Genomic DNA, 15,478 nt, shown 5'->3' with positions numbered 1-15,478 from the left:
AAAGTCCGGAATGCCTTACTTCGCGTCCGCCGGCCATGGGCAATAACAACCCACCGCCAAGGTGTGGGTAGCATTGACCGGGCGATCTTCCGTCAGGGCATGCAGGATCGGTTCGATAAAGCTGTTGCTGGAGTTGCAGGTCAAGCCTTCGCTGTACGGGCCGAAGTAGGCGAGTTTGCCGCTGCGATCCCAGATCGCCACGGCAGGGCTGGCGGGGATCTGTTCGGCGCCGGGCAGGACGATGATGGTTTTCAGGCTGGCGAGGGTGGCGGGCAACTGGCCGTGGCTGCCGGGCTTTTGCACGGCGAAGAACTCCACGCCACGCGCGCCGAACTGTTCGACCATCTCGCTCAGGTGCTGTTGATTGCCGACGTTGCACGGGCAGGCCGGATCCCAAAAGTGCACGAGGCGGATATTGCCCGGCCCGGCGAGGTTGTCCGGCAGGCGCAGCGGGTCACCGGAAAATACCGCCGTATGTTCGCTGAACGCGCGCAGATAGCGGCCCTGAAACCAGTCATATGCCGCCCACAGCACCCCGGCGCAGATCAGCGCGAGCAGGCTGGCGAACAGTGCGGTGCGGTAGGGCGAACGCATGATTTCGGAATCTGAAAAGGTTGGCTAGCTTGCCATGCTTGCTCCGACAGATGAATATCGCAGGCCGATAAAGTCCGTTTCCCGCTCTGGAATACCCGCATGCCTGATACTTTCGACCCCGATCATTTACGCGCGAGCCTCAAGCCGTTGGCCGAGTGGCAGCCGTTATCGGATGAGGCGAAGGCTTATCAGCGCTTCTACAAGACCGACTTCGTCGAGCGCGATGTCTGGCGCGGCATGGGCCGTTTCGAAGTCGATGGCTACGAGCTGGTCAGCCATTGCTGGTGGCCGGAGAAGGTCAAGGCGACGTTGTTTCTGCTCCACGGTTACTACGATCACATCGGCCTGTACCGGCATGTGATCGAGTGGGCGCTGGATCAGGATTTCGCCGTGATCGCCTGCGACTTGCCGGGCCATGGTCTGTCGAGCGGGCCACGGGCAAGCATTCGTGATTTCTCTGAATACCAGGACGTGTTGCAGGCGCTGTTCGCTGAAGCGAACTCGATCGCGCTGCCGCAGCCTTGGCATTTGTGCGGGCAAAGCACCGGTGGCGCGATTGTCGTCGATCACCTGCTCAACCATGGCGAGAACAGCCCGGCGCAGGGGCAGGTGATTCTGCTGGCGCCGTTGGTGCGGCCGAGGGCGTGGGGCTGGTCTCAGTTGAGTTATTACCTGCTGCGGCCGTTTGTGCGCGGGGTGGTGCGACGCTTTAGCGAGAATTCCAACGATCCGGATTTTCTGCCGTTTCTGCAGGCCGACCCGTTACAGCCAAGACGTCTGCCAACGAAATGGGTGGGCGCGCTGTCGCGCTGGATCATCCGCGTCGAGCACGCGAAAAAAGTCCGCGACGGCCGCTGATCATTCAGGGGCAGGCGGACATGACTGTCGACTGGCAGCACAATCTGCAGGTGTTGAAATGGAAGTTCGACCGGCCGCAGATTCTGCTGTTGGCCGAGGCACGGCATCACCTGGCCAATGAAACGGCGGAGATGCGTGAGGAGTATTTCGAATTCTTGAGCAAGCGGATCAGGGGCAGGAATCTGTAGCGGCTGTGCGGGTCTCTTCGCGAGCAGGCTCGCTCCCACAGGGAATTCGGGATGCTCACACATTTTGTGTCCACTGATGATCCAATGTGGGAGCGAGCCTGCTCGCGAATGCGATCTTTCAGGCAACGAAGATTATTGGCCGACCGCCAACCCCGCCCGAATCGCCGCCAGTGCCGCCTGGTAGTAAGCCTTGCCCTCGGTCGACTCGGCAAATGTCGCAAACTCTTCCAGCTCTTCATCCGACAAATCGCGATAGACGTAGAGCAACGTGTTGTTCAGATCGGCGCCGATCTGATCCATCAGGCGCTGGCGCTGACCGTTCAACATGCCCTGTGCCTGTCCGCCGCCGAGCAATCCCGGGATCATCGAACTCAAGCTGTCCGCCGCTACGCCGGCAATCGCCAGACTGACCTCGGCGCCCGCCTCACGGGCCGGCAGGGCCTGGGCGAGATGGCCGATGATCAGCAAGCGACTGTCGCTGGCCTGCATCTTCGGCAGGCCCTGGGCATTTTTTGCCAGTTGATCGCGACGGGTTGCGAGCAATTCGGCGGCGACGATTTTCTTGCCCAGTGGTGACTGGAAGAAGGTCAGCGCCGGTTTCGGGTCGGCGAGTTTCTGCCGCAGTTGCGCTTCGGCACGCTGATCCATGGCCTGCGCGGCGAAGCGCTGATTGCTGTTGTTAACCAGCGCCTGAAATACCGCAGGCGGCAGGCTGTTCTGATAGCGCTGCTGGGCGGCGCTCAGGGCATCGTTGAAATGCGCGCGTTGTTCTGGCCAGCCGGCGACCTTGTACAACTGATCGTGGCCGTCCGCCCAGGCGGGCAATACGCAGAACATCAACAGTGAAAAAAGCAAACGGCGCATAGGGACTCCTGTCAGCAGCGGACTATTGTCCGTGCGGTGCCGGTACTTGTCGAGAATTCGTAGCAAGGCGCTGCGTGGCTCTGTCGGATTTGTTGCCGTCGGCATACTATGCGCGCCATGCCGATATCCTCTGAACACCCGCTGCTGTTACGCATTGTCGACGACCTGGCCGAACACGGCTGGTCGCAGCAGAACATCTTCCTGCCCGCCGATCTGACCCGGGCGCTGGCGGCCGAGTGCCGTAAACGTGAAGCCGAGGGTGAGCTGGCGCCGGCGGCGGTCGGACGCGGGCCGTTTTCGGAGATTCGCGAGGGTATTCGCGGCGATCACATCCAGTGGATCGACCCGGGTCAGGCCGACGCCACTGACCGCTACCTGAGCCTGATGGACAGTCTGCGCGAGGCGCTCAATCGTGGCTTGTTTCTGGGGCTTGAAGATTTCGAATGCCATTTCGCCCTGTACCCGCCCGGCGCGTTTTACCTCAAGCACCTCGACCGCTTTCGCGATGATGACCGGCGCATGGTCTCGGCCGTCATCTACCTCAACGAGGCCTGGTTGCCGGAGGACGGTGGCCAGTTGCGCATGTACCTGGGCGAGGAACGTGTGCACGACGTGCAGCCTACCGGCGGCTGCCTGGTGGTGTTTCTCTCCGGCGAAGTGCCCCACGAAGTGTTGCCGGCCCATCGCGAGCGCCTGTCGCTGACTGGCTGGTTCCGTCGCCGTGGCAACGAGCCGTTCTGAACATGGAAAAGATCCTGGTCAGTCGCTGCCTGCTGGGCCATCGCGTGCGCTATGACGGTGGCGCGAGCGGGCCGTTTGATCTGCTTGAGCAGTGGATCGAAGAAGGGCGGGTAGTGCCGTTGTGTCCGGAGGTGGCCGGTGGATTGCCGACGCCGAGGGCGGCGGCGGAGATTCCCGGCGGGCAGGGCGGTGAGGTGCTGGATGGCACTGCTGCTGTGATCACTACCGATGGCGAGGATGTCAGTGCGCAATTTCTCGAGGGGGCGCGGCAAGCGCTGGAACTGGTGCAAAAGCACGGCATTCGGGTGGCGGTGCTCAAGGCCAACAGCCCCTCTTGCGGGAATCTGTTGACGTATGACGGCACGTTCAGTGGGGTCAAAGTCAGTGGCGAAGGGGTGACGGCGGCGTTGCTCAAGCGTCATGGGGTTCGGGTTTTCAGTGAACTTGAGCTGGTTGAGGCGGCGGTGACTCTGGCGGCTTTGGACTGATCCGCCATCGTTGCCCTCACCCCAGCCCTCTCCCGGGGGGAGAGGGGGCCGACCGAGGTGTCTGGCGCTGTCCATCGACCTGAAAGACCTTGGCGACCAGGGATTCGACAAAGCCATGATCAGTCGATTTCGGATTAGGTGTAGCAATCCCAAGTCGGCGTACCTCTAAAGCATCCCCGGATCAGTTCCCTCTCCCCTCCGGGAGAGGGTTAGGGTGAGGGGCTCTTACGGTTTCAACCACTTCTCGGACAGCGCCGCCAACCGCCCATCCGCCTTGATCCGTTCCAGCGCGCTCTTTAGGCTGGCCTGAAATGCCGGATTACCCTTCTGAAACGGGATCGCCAGCTCGACCGGCACTGCCGCTTTCGGCTTCGCTTCGGTCAACGCCTGCACCAGCACCAGCGGTCGCGGCGTCTCGTCCTTCTTCGCCAGCAACTGCCCGTCGACCTCGCCGTACGGCTCGCTGAAGTCGAAACGATCCTTGAGTTCGGGTGTCAGTGCTATGTGGTTGAGCGCGACATCGTATTTGCCGCTTTCAACGCCCTGGAGCAGGTCGCCCTCGTCGGTGACGATGAAGTCGGCGCGTACATCCAGCTCTTGGGCCAGAAGTTGCCCAAGTTCGACCTCGAACCCCGTGAGGGTGTCGCCTTCCTTGTAATTGAAGGGCGGTGTATTAGCCTCAAGGGCTATGCGCAGCTCGCCACGGTCGTTGACGTCATCAATCAGTTCGGCGTGAGCCAGCGGGCTCAGAAGGGGTAGCAGGCAGATCAGGCCAGGCAGCAAGCGCATGGTCACTCCTTTGAAATCATTATCGCGACGCTCTGATTCAGGCTCGCTTTGCTATGGTTGTCGAGTGCCTTCGACAACGAATGGTCATGAAGTTGTCATGACCGTGCGGATTTTACGGAAAAACTGGAGAAGAAAATGAAAAGCTTTATGTCTCGTGCAGCGTTGGCCGGTGTGCTGATGGGTGTTTCGGTGCTGGCCAGTGCGGCGACACCGGCGCCGAAGGATGCTGAAGTGTTCATCGTTTCTCCCGAGGACGGCGCCACCGTCTCGCAGGAATTCAAGGTCAAGTTCGGCGTCAAGAACATCGCGCTGGCCCCGGCGGGTGACACCACCAAGAACACCGGCCACCATCACCTGCTGATCGACGTCGATGATTTGCCGGCCGAAGGCGCGCCGATTCCGACTGACGCCCACCACATGCATTTCGGCAAGGCGCAGACCGAAGCCACGATCAAACTGGCCCCGGGCAAGCACACCTTGCAACTGATCCTCGGCGACAGCGGCCACATGCCGTTCGACCCATCGATCGTTTCGGAAAAAATCACGGTCAACGTGAAATAAAAAAAGGGAGCCTTTCGGGGCTCCCTTTTTTATTCAGCTTCAAGTGGCTAGCTGCAAGCGGCAAGTAAAGGCAAAGCGCTTTCACTTGCCGCTTGTAGCTGCTTTTAGAAAAGCACCCGACTACGGATAGTACCGTTGACGTGTTGCAGCTTCTCTTGCGCCAGCTCCGAGTATTCGGCGTCGACGTCGATCACCACGTAACCGACCTTCTCGTTGGTCTGCAGGAACTGACCGGAGATGTTGATGCCGTTTTCGGCGAAGACCTTGTTGATCTCGCTCATCACACCCGGGATGTTCTCGTGGATGTGCAGCAGGCGGTGCTTGCCAGGGTGAGCCGGCAGGGCCACTTCCGGGAAGTTGACCGACGACACCGAGGTACCGTTGTCGCTGTACTTGACCAGTTTCTCCGCTACTTCCAGACCGATGTTGGCTTGCGCTTCGGCGGTCGAGCCGCCGATGTGCGGGGTCAGGATCACGTTGTCGAGGCCACGCAGCGGGCTTTCGAACTCTTCGTCGTTGGAGCGGGGCTCCACCGGGAACACGTCGATGGCCGCGCCGATCAGGTGCTTGTCCTTGATCGCGTCCGCCAAGGCGTCGAGCTCGACCACGGTGCCACGTGCAGCGTTGATCAGGATGCCGCCCTTCTTGATGGCGCGGATTTCCTTCTCGCCGATCATCCACTGAGTGGCGGCGGTTTCCGGTACGTGCAGGGTGACGATGTCGGACATGCCCAGCAGCTCGTGCAGGTTGTTGACCTGTGTGGCGTTGCCCAGCGGCAGCTTGGTCACGGTGTCATAGAAGAACACTTGCATGCCCAGACCTTCAGCCAGCACCGACAGCTGCGTGCCGATCGAGCCGTAACCGACGATGCCCAGTTTCTTGCCACGGATCTCGAACGAGTTGGCAGCGGACTTGATCCAGCCGCCACGGTGGCAGGAGGCATTTTTCTCAGGGATGCCGCGCAGCAGCAGGATCGCTTCGGCCAGTACCAGCTCGGCTACGGAACGGGTGTTGGAGTACGGCGCGTTGAACACGGCGATACCGCGCTCGCGGGCCGCACTGAGGTCAACCTGGTTGGTGCCGATGCAGAAACAGCCGACCGCGACCAGTTTCTTCGCGTGATCGAAGATCTCTTCGGTCAGTTGCGTGCGCGAGCGAATGCCGATGAAGTGAGCGTCAGCAATCTTTTCCTTGAGCTGGGCTTCCGGCAAGGAACCAGTCAGGTATTCGATGCTGGTGTAGCCCGCCGCCTTGAGGACGTCGACAGCCGATTGGTGGACGCCTTCGAGAAGAAGGAACTTGATCTTGCTCTTATCGAGAGAAGTCTTGCTCATCTGCGTAAACCTGTATCCCGGAGAAAAATGGCAGGGAGGGAGCAGCCTGGAGCTGACCCGCACGGCAACAAAGCCGTCACCGCGGATCTGGCCTTGGGCACTGTCCTGCGGGGTCGGTATGCTAGCATAGCCACCCCGCTAAACACTCATTCCTGCGACGTGAAGCGTTCTCAGGATGACCATGAATTGTTCGAGAGTTCTGTCGATGACCGATCCTGCGCTGATTGATGAACTGAAGACCCTGGTTGAGCCTGGCAAAGTCCTCACCGACGCCGACTCCCTGAACACTTACGGCAAGGATTGGACCAAGCACTTCGCCCCGGCACCGAGCGCCATCGTGTTTCCCAAGACCATCGAGCAAGTGCAGGCCGTGGTGCGTTGGGCCAACACTCACAAGGTTGCGCTGGTGCCGTCCGGCGGGCGCACCGGGTTGTCCGCCGCTGCAGTGGCGGCCAATGGTGAAGTAGTGGTTTCGTTCGATTACATGAACCAGATTCTCGACGTCAACCTCACCGATCGCACCGCCGTGTGCCAGCCGGGCGTGGTCACCGAGCAGCTGCAGAACGTTGCCGAGGAAAACGGCCTGTATTATCCGGTCGACTTCGCCTCGGCGGGTTCCAGCCAGATTGGCGGCAATATCGGCACCAATGCCGGCGGAATCAAAGTGATTCGCTACGGCATGACCCGCAACTGGGTGGCCGGCATGAAAGTCGTCACCGGCAAGGGCGACGTGCTGGAGCTGAACAAGGACCTGATCAAGAACGCCACCGGTTACGACTTGCGTCAGCTGTTCATCGGCGCCGAGGGCACCCTCGGTTTCGTCGTCGAAGCGACCATGCGCCTTGATCGCGCGCCGAAAAACCTCACGGCGATGGTCCTCGGCACCGCCGATTTCGATTCGATCATGCCGGTGCTGCATGCCTTCCAGGGCAAACTCGACCTGACCGCGTTCGAATTCTTCTCCGACAAGGCGCTGGCCAAGGTCATGGGCCGTGGCGACGTGCCGGCGCCATTCGACACCGAGTGCCCGTTCTACGCCCTGCTGGAATTCGAAGCGACTACCGAAGAAGTGGCCAACAGCGCGCTGGAAACCTTCGAGCACTGTGTCGAACAAGGCTGGGTGCTCGACGGCGTGATGAGCCAGAGCGAAACCCAACTGCACAATCTGTGGAAGCTGCGCGAGTACATCTCCGAAACCATCTCCCACTGGACGCCGTACAAGAACGACATCTCGGTTACCGTCTCGAAAGTACCGGCGTTCCTGCGCGAAATCGACGCGATCGTTGGCGAGCACTACCCGGATTTTGAAATTGTCTGGTTCGGTCACATCGGCGACGGCAACCTGCACTTGAACATTCTCAAGCCGGAAAACCTGAGCAAGGACGAGTTCTTTGCCAAGTGCGCCACCGTCAACAAGTGGGTGTTCGAAACCGTCGAGAAGTACAACGGCTCGATCTCGGCCGAGCACGGCGTCGGTATGACCAAGCGTGATTACCTGACCTACAGCCGCTCGCCGGCCGAGATCGAGTACATGAAAGCGGTCAAGGCAGTGTTCGACCCGAACGGCATCATGAACCCGGGCAAGATTTTCCCGGTTTGATCGGTAATCTCTGTTGAATCAATAAAGGCAGGAGTCGGTAAATGAGCTATCAGCACCAGTACGTCGACGGCACGCGCATTCACTTCCCGATCGGGAAAGTCGTGTGCATTGGCCGCAATTACGCCGAACACGCCAAGGAACTGGATAACCCGGTGCCGACCGAGCCGCTGCTGTTCATCAAGCCGGGCAGTTGCGTGGTGCCGCTGGAAGGCGGTTTCAGCATTCCGACCGAGCGCGGTTCAGTGCACTACGAGGCGGAGATCGCCGTGTTGATCGGCAAGCCGCTGTCGACCAAACCGAGCCGTGAAGAAGTCCTCGACGCAATCTCCGGTTTTGCCCCGGCGCTGGACCTGACCCTGCGCGACAAGCAAGCCGAGCTGAAAGCCAAGGGCCTGCCGTGGGAAATCGCCAAGTCGTTCGACGGCGCGGCGGTGATCGCGCCGTTCGTGGTCGGCAGCACCTTCGCTGACCTGACCGACATCGGCATCCGCCTGACCATCAACGGCGAAGTGCGTCAGGACGGCAACAGCAGCGCGATGCTCAACCCGATCGTGCCGATGATCCAGCACATGGCCGGCTGCTTCTCGCTGCAGGCCGGCGACGTGATCCTCACCGGCACGCCAGTGGGCGTCGGCCCGCTGAATGTCGGCGATGAAATCGTCCTCGAGCTGCCAGGGGCGAGCAGCTTCAGCAGCAGCGTGCGCTAACCGCAGAAGCCCTTGTAGGGGGTGAGCTTTGTGGTGAGGGGGTAAATTCCCTCGCCACAAGTGTGTTGCTGGCAAACGCACACGCCAATCCCGCCATTTCCCGTTTTTTTCACATCCTCTCTGGATAATTCCCGCGATTCTGGCGTCTCAGCCGGCCTCTTTGTGCTATTACCCTTGGCCTGAATTAACGGAACGCATCCCTCGATGGCATCTCGAACTCAGCAGAAACCCTCCCTCCGTTCGCGTTTTTTCCTGCGCTGGTATGTCTGGCTGTTGCTGGTCATCGCCGCAGCCTATGGGCTGGCGTTCGCCATGCATTGGGATGATCGCGGCGTGCTGTGGGTGCTGGAGCGCTTCGAGAGCAAGGCCGAGCAGAAGGAGAGCGTGTGGCTGCCGGATTATCAGGTGGTGATCGATGCCAAGCCGCTGCCGGGCATGGAAAAGGACGAAGCTTCGGATCTGGCCTATAACCCGCAGACCAAGACCCTGTTTGCGGTGATGGGCAAGAATGCCTTCCTGGTCGAGCTGACGCTCGAGGGCGACGTGTTGCGCAAGATGCCGCTGGTGGGCTGGAGCAATCCGGAAGGCCTGACGGTCATGGAAAACGGTTTGCTGGCCATTGTCGATGAGCGTGAGCATACCTTGTCGATCGTCAAGATCGACGCCGTGACTCGTGAGCTGAACATCGCCGATTTCCCCAAATACGACCTCCGGCCGTCGAAAGATCAGAACAAGGCGTTTGAGGCCATCACGTGGGATCCGCGCAATCAGCGATTGATTCTGGGGGAGGAACGCCCGCCGGCGCTGTTCACCTGGAAAAGCGATGGCGGCCAGACCCTGCAGGGCGACAAGCAGAAGCTGGCGAGCGATCAGCTGGATCTACGCAACCTGTCGGCGCTGGCTGTCGATCCGCGCACTGGCCATCTGCTGGTGCTGTCGGCGGATTCACACCTGTTGCTTGAACTCGACGAGGATGGCAAGCAAGTCAGCTTCATGACGTTGCTTGGGAATTTCAACGGTCTGAAAGACACCATTCCCCGCGCCGAAGGCATGACCATGGATGCGGACGGCACGCTGTACATGGTCAGCGAGCCGAACCTGTTCTACCGATTCGAAAAACACCGGTGATGCCTTCCCTGTAGGAGCTGCCGCAGGCTGCGATCTTTTGATCTTGCTTATGAAAGTCAAAAAATCGCAGCCTTAGGCAGCTCCTACGGCGCTTGGCTTGTGATCTGAGGCAAGTGGCCATTAAGCTTCAATTCAGACGGGCGTGATATTTCATCGGCCTGTCATGAATCCGAGCCTGCCTGAATGCGTCGACTTGCCCGCCCCAAACCGCTGATTCTCGTCCTGTTGATGATTGTCCTGATTGCGTTGATCGCGATCGGCCAATACCTGCGTCTGTTCGAGCGCGCCTGGTTCAACCTGCACACGCTGTGGCAACCGGTGAGCAGCGAGGCGATCGGGCTCGACCAGTATCGGGTGACGATCGAGGCGCGGCCGATCGAGGGGCTCGACGATGACGTCTCGGCGCTGACCTACGATCCGGTGCGCAAAAGTCTGTTCACGGTCACCAACAAGAATTCCGAACTGGTCGAATTGTCCCTGGAAGGCAAGATTCTGCGGCGCATCGCTCTGGTGGGGTTTGGCGATCCGGAAGCCGTCGAGTACATCAGTGCCGACACCTACGTGATCACCGACGAGCGTCAGCAACGCCTGATCAAGATCCACCTCGAGGCCGACACCACTTTTCTCGATGCCGAGGATGCCGAGCAAATGACCCTTGGCGTGCACATGTCCGGCAACAAGGGTTTCGAAGGGCTTGCTTATGATTCTGTGGGCAAGCGGCTATTCGTGGCGAAAGAACGCGACCCGATGCTGATCTACGAAGTCCACGGCTTCCCGCATTTCAAACCGGACAAGACCTACGCGGTGCACGTGATCAACAACCCCAAGCGCGATGCCGGAATGTTCGTGCGTGATCTGTCGAGTCTGCAGTACGACGAGCGCAGCGGGCACTTGCTGGCACTGTCGGACGAGTCGCGGTTGATTATCGAGCTGGATGTCGACGGGCGCCCGTTGAGCACCATGTCGATCAGCGGCGGGCGCCAGGGTTTGCAGAAAACCGTGCCGCAGGCGGAGGGAATTGCAATGGATGATGACGGCACGTTGTACTTGGTGAGCGAGCCGAATCTGTTTTACGTCTTCAAGAAGCCCACACAAAACTGACCAACACCACAAAACACTGTGGGAGCGAGCCTGCTCGCGAAGGCGGTTGATCAGTCTCTGAATATGTTGACTGACCCGACGCTTTCGCGAGCAGGCTCGCTCCCACAGGTTTATTTATCAGCCCATGGCAAGTGGGCAGTCTGTTACTCAGCCTTCAGCGTCTTCACGCCTTCACTGGTGCCCAGCAACAACAGATCCGCCGGACGCGCGGCGAACAGGCCGTTGGTGACCACGCCGACGATGGCATTGATCTGTGCTTCCAGCTCCACCGGGTTGGTGATCTGCAGGTTGAACACGTCGAGGATGATGTTGCCGTTGTCGGTCAGCACGCCTTCGCGGTAGACCGGGTCGCCACCGAGTTTGACCAGTTGGCGGGCGACGTGGCTGCGGGCCATCGGGATGACTTCCACCGGCAGCGGGAACTCGCCGAGTACCGGCACCAGTTTGCTGGCGTCAGCGATGCAGATGAAGGTCTTGGCCACGGCGGCGACAATCTTCTCGCGGGTCAGGGCCGCGCCGCCGCCCTTGATCAGGTTCAGGTGCGCATCGCTCTCATCGGCGCCGTCGACGTAGAACTCCAGATCGCTGACGGTATTCAGCTCATATACCGGAATCCCATGGCCCTTGAGGCGCGCGGCAGTGGCTTCGGAGCTGGCGACCGCGCCATCGAACGCGCCCTTGTGCTGGGCCAGGGCGTCGATGAAGCAGTTGGCGGTGGAGCCGGTGCCGACGCCGACGATGCTCTTGTCGTCGAGTTTCGGCAGGATGAAGTCGACGGCGGCCTGGGCCACGGCCTGTTTGAGTTGATCCTGGGTCATGCGGGCTCCGGAAGCGGGCAAGGGTTGGGCAGAAAGGCCGGCATTATAGGCCTCGCGGTGGTACAGGGGGAAACAAGCTGTGGCGAGGGGATTTATCCCCGTTCGGCGACGCAGTCGTCGTAAAACCCAGGAACGCGGTGTGACTGAAAAAAAGCAGGGGAGCGCTTCGCACTCCAGCGGGGATAAATCCCCTCACCACAACGGTGCTCACTCAAGAATGGGTTTCCAGACCTTAAAACCACCTGTTTAGTGTGGTCGCCTCGGCAAAAGGCGGGTTAGACTCGCTGGTCCCGCCCAATCGCCAGTGATGCTTTCCGATGCTCGAACAGTACGTCAAGAAGATCCTCACCTCGCGCGTTTATGACGTTGCCGTAGAAACCCCGCTGCAGAACGCTCGCCAGCTCTCCGAGCGGCTGGGCAACGACATCTGGCTCAAGCGCGAAGACTTGCAGCCGGTGTTCTCGTTCAAGATTCGCGGCGCCTACAACAAGCTGACGCAACTGAGCGACGAAGAGCGCGCTCGTGGCGTGGTCACCGCGTCGGCGGGCAATCATGCGCAGGGGCTGGCCCTGGCTGCGAAAGTGTTGGGCGTCAAAGCCACCATCGTCATGCCCAAGACCACCCCGGAAATCAAGGTCGAAGGCGTGCGTTCGCGCGGCGGCAAAGTGGTGCTGCACGGCGACTCGTTCCCGGAAGCGCTGGCCTATTCGCTGAAACTGGTCGATGAAAAAGGCTACGTCTACATCCACCCGTACGACGATCCGCACACCATCGCCGGGCAGGGCACCGTGGCGATGGAAATCCTGCGTCAGCACCCGCAGCCGCTGGACGCGATCTTCGTCCCGGTTGGCGGCGGTGGTCTGATCGCCGGTATTGCCGCGTACGTGAAGTATCTGCGCCCGGACATCAAAGTGATCGGCGTCGAACCGGACGACTCCAACTGCCTGCAAGCCGCGATGGCAGCGGGCGAGCGCGTGGTTCTGCCGACCGTGGGCATTTTCGCCGACGGCGTGGCGGTGGCGCAGATCGGCCAGTACACCTTCGAAATCTGCAAGGATTACGTTGATGAGGTGATCACCGTCAGCACTGATGAGATCTGCGCGGCAATCAAGGATATCTACGACGATACCCGCTCGATCACCGAGCCTGCCGGCGCGCTGGGCGTGGCCGGGATCAAGAAGTATGTTGAGCAGCGTGGCGTCAGCGGCCAGACTTTCGTCGCCATCGACTCCGGCGCCAACGTCAATTTTGACCGCCTGCGCCACGTCGCCGAACGCGCCGAACTGGGCGAAGGTCGCGAGGCGATCATCGCCGTGACCATCCCGGAAAAGGCCGGCAGCTTCAAGGCGTTCTGCGAAGCCATCGGCAAGCGCCAGATCACTGAATTCAATTACCGCTACAACACCGGCAGCGAAGCGCACATCTTTGTTGGCGTGCAGACTCACCCGGACAACGATCCGCGCAGCGCCTTGCTGGCGAGCCTGACAGAACAGGGGTTTCCGGTGCTCGACCTGACCGACAACGAGCTGGCCAAGCTGCACATCCGCCACATGGTAGGTGGCCGCGCCGCGCAGGTGGTCGATGAAGTGGTGCTGCGCTTCGAATTCCCGGAGCGTCCGGGCGCGTTGTTCAACTTCCTCAACAAGCTTGGCGGGCGTTGGAATATCTCGATGTTCCACTACCGCAACCACGGCGCAGCGGACGGCCGCGTGGTCGCCGGCCTGCAAGTGCCCCATGACGAACGTCATCTGGTGCCGGCGGCACTGGCGGAAATCGGCTATCCATATTGGGATGAAAGCGACAACCCGGCCTATCAGCTGTTTCTTGGCTGAGCGGCTACGCTGATGGGCATGGATCTACGGATGAGAACGACATGGAAACCCTGACCACCCTGAAAGTCCTTCACGTCGCGGCGACCGTGGTCATCCTCGCGAGCGGGCTGGGGCTCGCCGCCCTGACCTGGCGTAATCGCAGCGAAGGCCCGGCCAGTACGATGCGCCGTCCCTGGCTGTTCATCTGGTGTCTGATGCTGATCGGCATGCTCAGCATGCCTTTCACCGGCTGGTGGCTGGTGCACCTGGTGGGCTGGCCATTGGGCCAATTGTGGATTCTGGGGTCCAGCGTGATCTACGCCGTGGCCACGCTCAGCGCGGTCTGGCTGCTGGTCCGGCTGGATCGGCTGTGGACAAGCGGGGTGGGCAACCGCACATTCAATCTGGCGCTGGCGATTGTCAGCGGCGTCGGATTTGTCGCCATCGCGGCGTTGATGGGGGCCAAGCCGGTTTAAGGCTTGAGGCCGAGTTGACCCCCATCGCTGGCAAGCCAGCTCCCACAGGGGTATTCAGTGAACACAGATTAAGTGGACACTGACAACCCTGTGGGAGCTGGCTTGCCAGCGATAGCAATCTCAGCCGCGCAACGAAATCACCGGCCAGCCACGCTTCTCGGCCTCGGCCCGCAGATTCGGATCCGGGTCCACCGCCACCGGATTCGCCACCTGCTCCAGCAGCGGCAGATCATTCATCGAATCGCTATAGAAATAGCTGTCCTCGAGCGAATAGCCGGTCTCTTCCAGCCAGCGATTGAGGCGCGTGACCTTGCCTTCGCGGAAGCACGGGATGTCGGTGCTGCGCCCGCTGTAGCGGCCGTCGATCATTTCGCATTCGGTGGCAATCAGGGTTTCCACGCCCAGGCGCACGGCGATCGGTGCCGTCACGAAACGGTTGGTGGCGGTGATGATCACTAGTTTGTCGCCGGCATCGCGGTGCTTCTTCAGCAGCTCCAGTGCCTTGGGCAGCACGATCGGCTCGATGCAGTCGCGCATGTAATCGCTGTGCCATTGCTCAAGCACGGCCATTTCCGTGCGGCCGAGAATTTCCAGGCAGAAGTTCAGGTAGGCGGCGTTGTCCAGCTTGCCGGCCAGGTAATCCTGATAGAACTCGTCGTTGCGCGCCTTGTAGGCGATCGGGTCGAGGAAGCCGCGCTCGCACAGATAATCGCCCCAGGCGTGATCGCTGTCGCCGCCCAGTAGGGTGTTGTCCAAATCGAATAGAGCCAGGCGCATTGCAGTTACCCGCTGAAAAGTCAGTAAAAAGGCGACAAGAATACGGTCTTTTCACAAGAGTGCACATAAGGTAGGAACCTTCGTTGCCGCCTGATCAAGCTTTGTGGAACAATGCGGCGACATGCGTTTGCGAGGTTGTTGCCGTGATCGACCCCGATGGTTTCCGCCCCAATGTCGGGATCATTCTGACGAATGACGCCGGCCAGGTGCTATGGGCTCGCCGTATCAATCAGGACGCCTGGCAGTTTCCGCAAGGGGGGATCAACCCCGAGGAGACGCCGGAAGACGCCTTGTACCGCGAGCTGAACGAAGAAGTTGGCCTGGAACGTGAAGATGTTGAAATACTGGCCTGTACCCGAGGCTGGTTGCGCTATCGTTTGCCGCAACGCCTGGTGCGTACCCACAGCCAACCGCTGTGCATCGGCCAGAAACAGAAATGGTTCCTCCTGCGCCTGATCTCCAACGAGCAGCGGGTGCGGATGGATCTGACCGGTAAACCGGAGTTCGATGGCTGGCGCTGGGTCAGCTATTGGTATCCGTTGGGCCAGGTGGTGACATTCAAGCGCGAGGTGTATCGACGCGCTCTCAAAGAGCTTGCCCCGCGCCTTTTAGCGCGCGACTGACGACGGAGTTCGACCCCGAG

The 15,478-nt window shown here is 60.4% G+C and carries 16 protein-coding genes and 1 pseudogene; 11 read left to right on the top strand and 6 right to left on the bottom strand.

Going from position 1 to position 15,478, the window contains the following annotated elements; genetic code table 11:
* Positions 1-15: 15 nt before the first annotated feature.
* Positions 16-594 carry a DUF6436 domain-containing protein gene (locus AB4O45_RS11735; RefSeq protein ID WP_056786241.1) on the bottom strand — a complete coding sequence of 193 codons (579 nt, stop codon included), beginning with the start codon at positions 592-594 and terminating at the stop codon, positions 16-18.
* Between the two features lie 99 nt (positions 595-693).
* On the opposite strand from AB4O45_RS11735, the pseudogene bipL reads away from it, so the two are divergent.
* Positions 694-1,640 (top strand): annotated as a pseudogene (gene bipL, locus AB4O45_RS11730) (phospholipase BipL).
* Between the two features lie 132 nt (positions 1,641-1,772).
* On the opposite strand, the gene AB4O45_RS11725 reads toward bipL, so the two are convergent.
* Positions 1,773-2,504 (bottom strand): DUF2059 domain-containing protein, encoded by a 732-nt coding sequence (locus AB4O45_RS11725; RefSeq protein ID WP_024014712.1) that lies wholly within the window; start codon positions 2,502-2,504, stop codon positions 1,773-1,775.
* A gap of 108 nt (positions 2,505-2,612) precedes the next feature.
* Here AB4O45_RS11725 and AB4O45_RS11720 point away from each other — a divergent pair, with 108 nt between their 5' ends.
* Both AB4O45_RS11720 and AB4O45_RS11715 read left to right on the top strand, forming a co-directional pair.
* Positions 2,613-3,245: a 2OG-Fe(II) oxygenase gene (locus AB4O45_RS11720; protein WP_076564478.1), complete on the top strand. Its 633-nt coding sequence runs from the start codon at positions 2,613-2,615 to the stop codon at positions 3,243-3,245.
* A gap of 2 nt (positions 3,246-3,247) precedes the next feature.
* Positions 3,248-3,733, top strand: coding sequence for a 2-thiouracil desulfurase family protein (locus tag AB4O45_RS11715; RefSeq protein ID WP_095181302.1), 486 nt, complete (start codon positions 3,248-3,250; stop codon positions 3,731-3,733).
* A 225-nt stretch (positions 3,734-3,958) separates the two neighbouring features.
* Here the strand turns inward: AB4O45_RS11715 and AB4O45_RS11710 are convergent, their stop codons facing one another.
* On the bottom strand, positions 3,959-4,522 hold the full coding sequence (locus tag AB4O45_RS11710) for a transporter substrate-binding domain-containing protein (RefSeq protein ID WP_150742959.1): 564 nt from the start codon (positions 4,520-4,522) through the stop codon (positions 3,959-3,961).
* Between the two features lie 135 nt (positions 4,523-4,657).
* On the opposite strand from AB4O45_RS11710, the gene AB4O45_RS11705 reads away from it, so the two are divergent.
* Positions 4,658-5,083, top strand: coding sequence for a DUF4399 domain-containing protein (locus AB4O45_RS11705; protein ID WP_039757489.1), 426 nt, complete (start codon positions 4,658-4,660; stop codon positions 5,081-5,083).
* Positions 5,084-5,187: 104 nt separating this feature from the next.
* Here the strand turns inward: AB4O45_RS11705 and serA are convergent, their stop codons facing one another.
* Positions 5,188-6,417, bottom strand: coding sequence for a phosphoglycerate dehydrogenase (serA, locus tag AB4O45_RS11700; RefSeq protein ID WP_024014707.1), 1,230 nt, complete (start codon positions 6,415-6,417; stop codon positions 5,188-5,190).
* Positions 6,418-6,622: 205 nt separating this feature from the next.
* Between serA and AB4O45_RS11695 the strand changes: the two genes are divergently transcribed.
* The 4 genes from AB4O45_RS11695 to AB4O45_RS11680 all read left to right on the top strand — a co-directional run bounded on the left by AB4O45_RS11695 (position 6,623) and on the right by AB4O45_RS11680 (position 10,953).
* A complete protein-coding gene (locus tag AB4O45_RS11695) occupies positions 6,623-8,017 on the top strand; it encodes an FAD-binding oxidoreductase (RefSeq protein ID WP_460161418.1) in 1,395 nt (464 codons plus the stop codon).
* Between the two features lie 41 nt (positions 8,018-8,058).
* Positions 8,059-8,724 (top strand): fumarylacetoacetate hydrolase family protein, encoded by a 666-nt coding sequence (locus AB4O45_RS11690; RefSeq protein WP_024014705.1) that lies wholly within the window; start codon positions 8,059-8,061, stop codon positions 8,722-8,724.
* Between the two features lie 204 nt (positions 8,725-8,928).
* The gene (locus tag AB4O45_RS11685) at positions 8,929-9,852 is read left to right on the top strand and encodes an SdiA-regulated domain-containing protein (RefSeq protein ID WP_150637039.1); all 924 of its coding nucleotides are present in this window, start codon (positions 8,929-8,931) and stop codon (positions 9,850-9,852) included.
* 183 nt (positions 9,853-10,035) lie between these two features.
* On the top strand, positions 10,036-10,953 hold the full coding sequence (locus AB4O45_RS11680) for an SdiA-regulated domain-containing protein (protein ID WP_137214341.1): 918 nt from the start codon (positions 10,036-10,038) through the stop codon (positions 10,951-10,953).
* A gap of 143 nt (positions 10,954-11,096) precedes the next feature.
* Here the strand turns inward: AB4O45_RS11680 and rpiA are convergent, their stop codons facing one another.
* Positions 11,097-11,771, bottom strand: a complete 675-nt coding sequence (gene rpiA, locus AB4O45_RS11675) for a ribose-5-phosphate isomerase RpiA (RefSeq protein ID WP_007913886.1) — start codon at positions 11,769-11,771, stop codon at positions 11,097-11,099.
* 317 nt (positions 11,772-12,088) lie between these two features.
* Between rpiA and ilvA the strand changes: the two genes are divergently transcribed.
* Both ilvA and AB4O45_RS11665 read left to right on the top strand, forming a co-directional pair.
* Positions 12,089-13,603: a threonine ammonia-lyase, biosynthetic gene (ilvA, locus tag AB4O45_RS11670; protein WP_016772678.1), complete on the top strand. Its 1,515-nt coding sequence runs from the start codon at positions 12,089-12,091 to the stop codon at positions 13,601-13,603.
* A 41-nt stretch (positions 13,604-13,644) separates the two neighbouring features.
* Entirely contained in the window at positions 13,645-14,058 is a 414-nt protein-coding gene (locus tag AB4O45_RS11665) for a DUF2269 family protein (RefSeq protein WP_024014701.1), read from the top strand.
* 120 nt (positions 14,059-14,178) lie between these two features.
* Here AB4O45_RS11665 and AB4O45_RS11660 read toward each other — a convergent pair whose 3' ends face one another.
* Positions 14,179-14,835: a histidinol-phosphatase gene (locus AB4O45_RS11660; protein ID WP_056786265.1), complete on the bottom strand. Its 657-nt coding sequence runs from the start codon at positions 14,833-14,835 to the stop codon at positions 14,179-14,181.
* A 143-nt stretch (positions 14,836-14,978) separates the two neighbouring features.
* Between AB4O45_RS11660 and AB4O45_RS11655 the strand changes: the two genes are divergently transcribed.
* Entirely contained in the window at positions 14,979-15,458 is a 480-nt protein-coding gene (locus AB4O45_RS11655) for an RNA pyrophosphohydrolase (RefSeq protein WP_003229203.1), read from the top strand.
* Positions 15,459-15,478: the final 20 nt, after the last annotated feature.

The sequence above is a fragment of the Pseudomonas sp. S2_B10 genome, assembly GCF_054668425.1.
The sequence above is the reverse complement of the archived record's forward strand: the minus strand, read 5'-3'. Positions and strand labels throughout refer to the sequence as shown.

What these genes read in the sequence shown, in the direction of transcription:
- AB4O45_RS11660 (WP_056786265.1), bottom strand. Translation starts at nt 14,835, where the DNA reads ATGCGCCTGGCTCTATTCGATTTGGACAACACCCTACTGGGCGGCGAC.
- serA (WP_024014707.1), bottom strand. Translation starts at nt 6,417, where the DNA reads ATGAGCAAGACTTCTCTCGATAAGAGCAAGATCAAGTTCCTTCTTCTC.
- AB4O45_RS11735 (WP_056786241.1), bottom strand. Translation starts at nt 594, where the DNA reads ATGCGTTCGCCCTACCGCACCGCACTGTTCGCCAGCCTGCTCGCGCTG.
- AB4O45_RS11680 (WP_137214341.1), top strand. Translation starts at nt 10,036, where the DNA reads ATGCGTCGACTTGCCCGCCCCAAACCGCTGATTCTCGTCCTGTTGATG.
- AB4O45_RS11690 (WP_024014705.1), top strand. Translation starts at nt 8,059, where the DNA reads ATGAGCTATCAGCACCAGTACGTCGACGGCACGCGCATTCACTTCCCG.
- AB4O45_RS11695 (WP_460161418.1), top strand. Translation starts at nt 6,623, where the DNA reads ATGACCGATCCTGCGCTGATTGATGAACTGAAGACCCTGGTTGAGCCT.
- ilvA (WP_016772678.1), top strand. Translation starts at nt 12,089, where the DNA reads ATGCTCGAACAGTACGTCAAGAAGATCCTCACCTCGCGCGTTTATGAC.
- AB4O45_RS11705 (WP_039757489.1), top strand. Translation starts at nt 4,658, where the DNA reads ATGAAAAGCTTTATGTCTCGTGCAGCGTTGGCCGGTGTGCTGATGGGT.
- AB4O45_RS11710 (WP_150742959.1), bottom strand. Translation starts at nt 4,522, where the DNA reads ATGCGCTTGCTGCCTGGCCTGATCTGCCTGCTACCCCTTCTGAGCCCG.
- AB4O45_RS11685 (WP_150637039.1), top strand. Translation starts at nt 8,929, where the DNA reads ATGGCATCTCGAACTCAGCAGAAACCCTCCCTCCGTTCGCGTTTTTTC.
- AB4O45_RS11725 (WP_024014712.1), bottom strand. Translation starts at nt 2,504, where the DNA reads ATGCGCCGTTTGCTTTTTTCACTGTTGATGTTCTGCGTATTGCCCGCC.
- rpiA (WP_007913886.1), bottom strand. Translation starts at nt 11,771, where the DNA reads ATGACCCAGGATCAACTCAAACAGGCCGTGGCCCAGGCCGCCGTCGAC.
- AB4O45_RS11720 (WP_076564478.1), top strand. Translation starts at nt 2,613, where the DNA reads ATGCGCGCCATGCCGATATCCTCTGAACACCCGCTGCTGTTACGCATT.
- AB4O45_RS11715 (WP_095181302.1), top strand. Translation starts at nt 3,248, where the DNA reads ATGGAAAAGATCCTGGTCAGTCGCTGCCTGCTGGGCCATCGCGTGCGC.
- AB4O45_RS11665 (WP_024014701.1), top strand. Translation starts at nt 13,645, where the DNA reads ATGGAAACCCTGACCACCCTGAAAGTCCTTCACGTCGCGGCGACCGTG.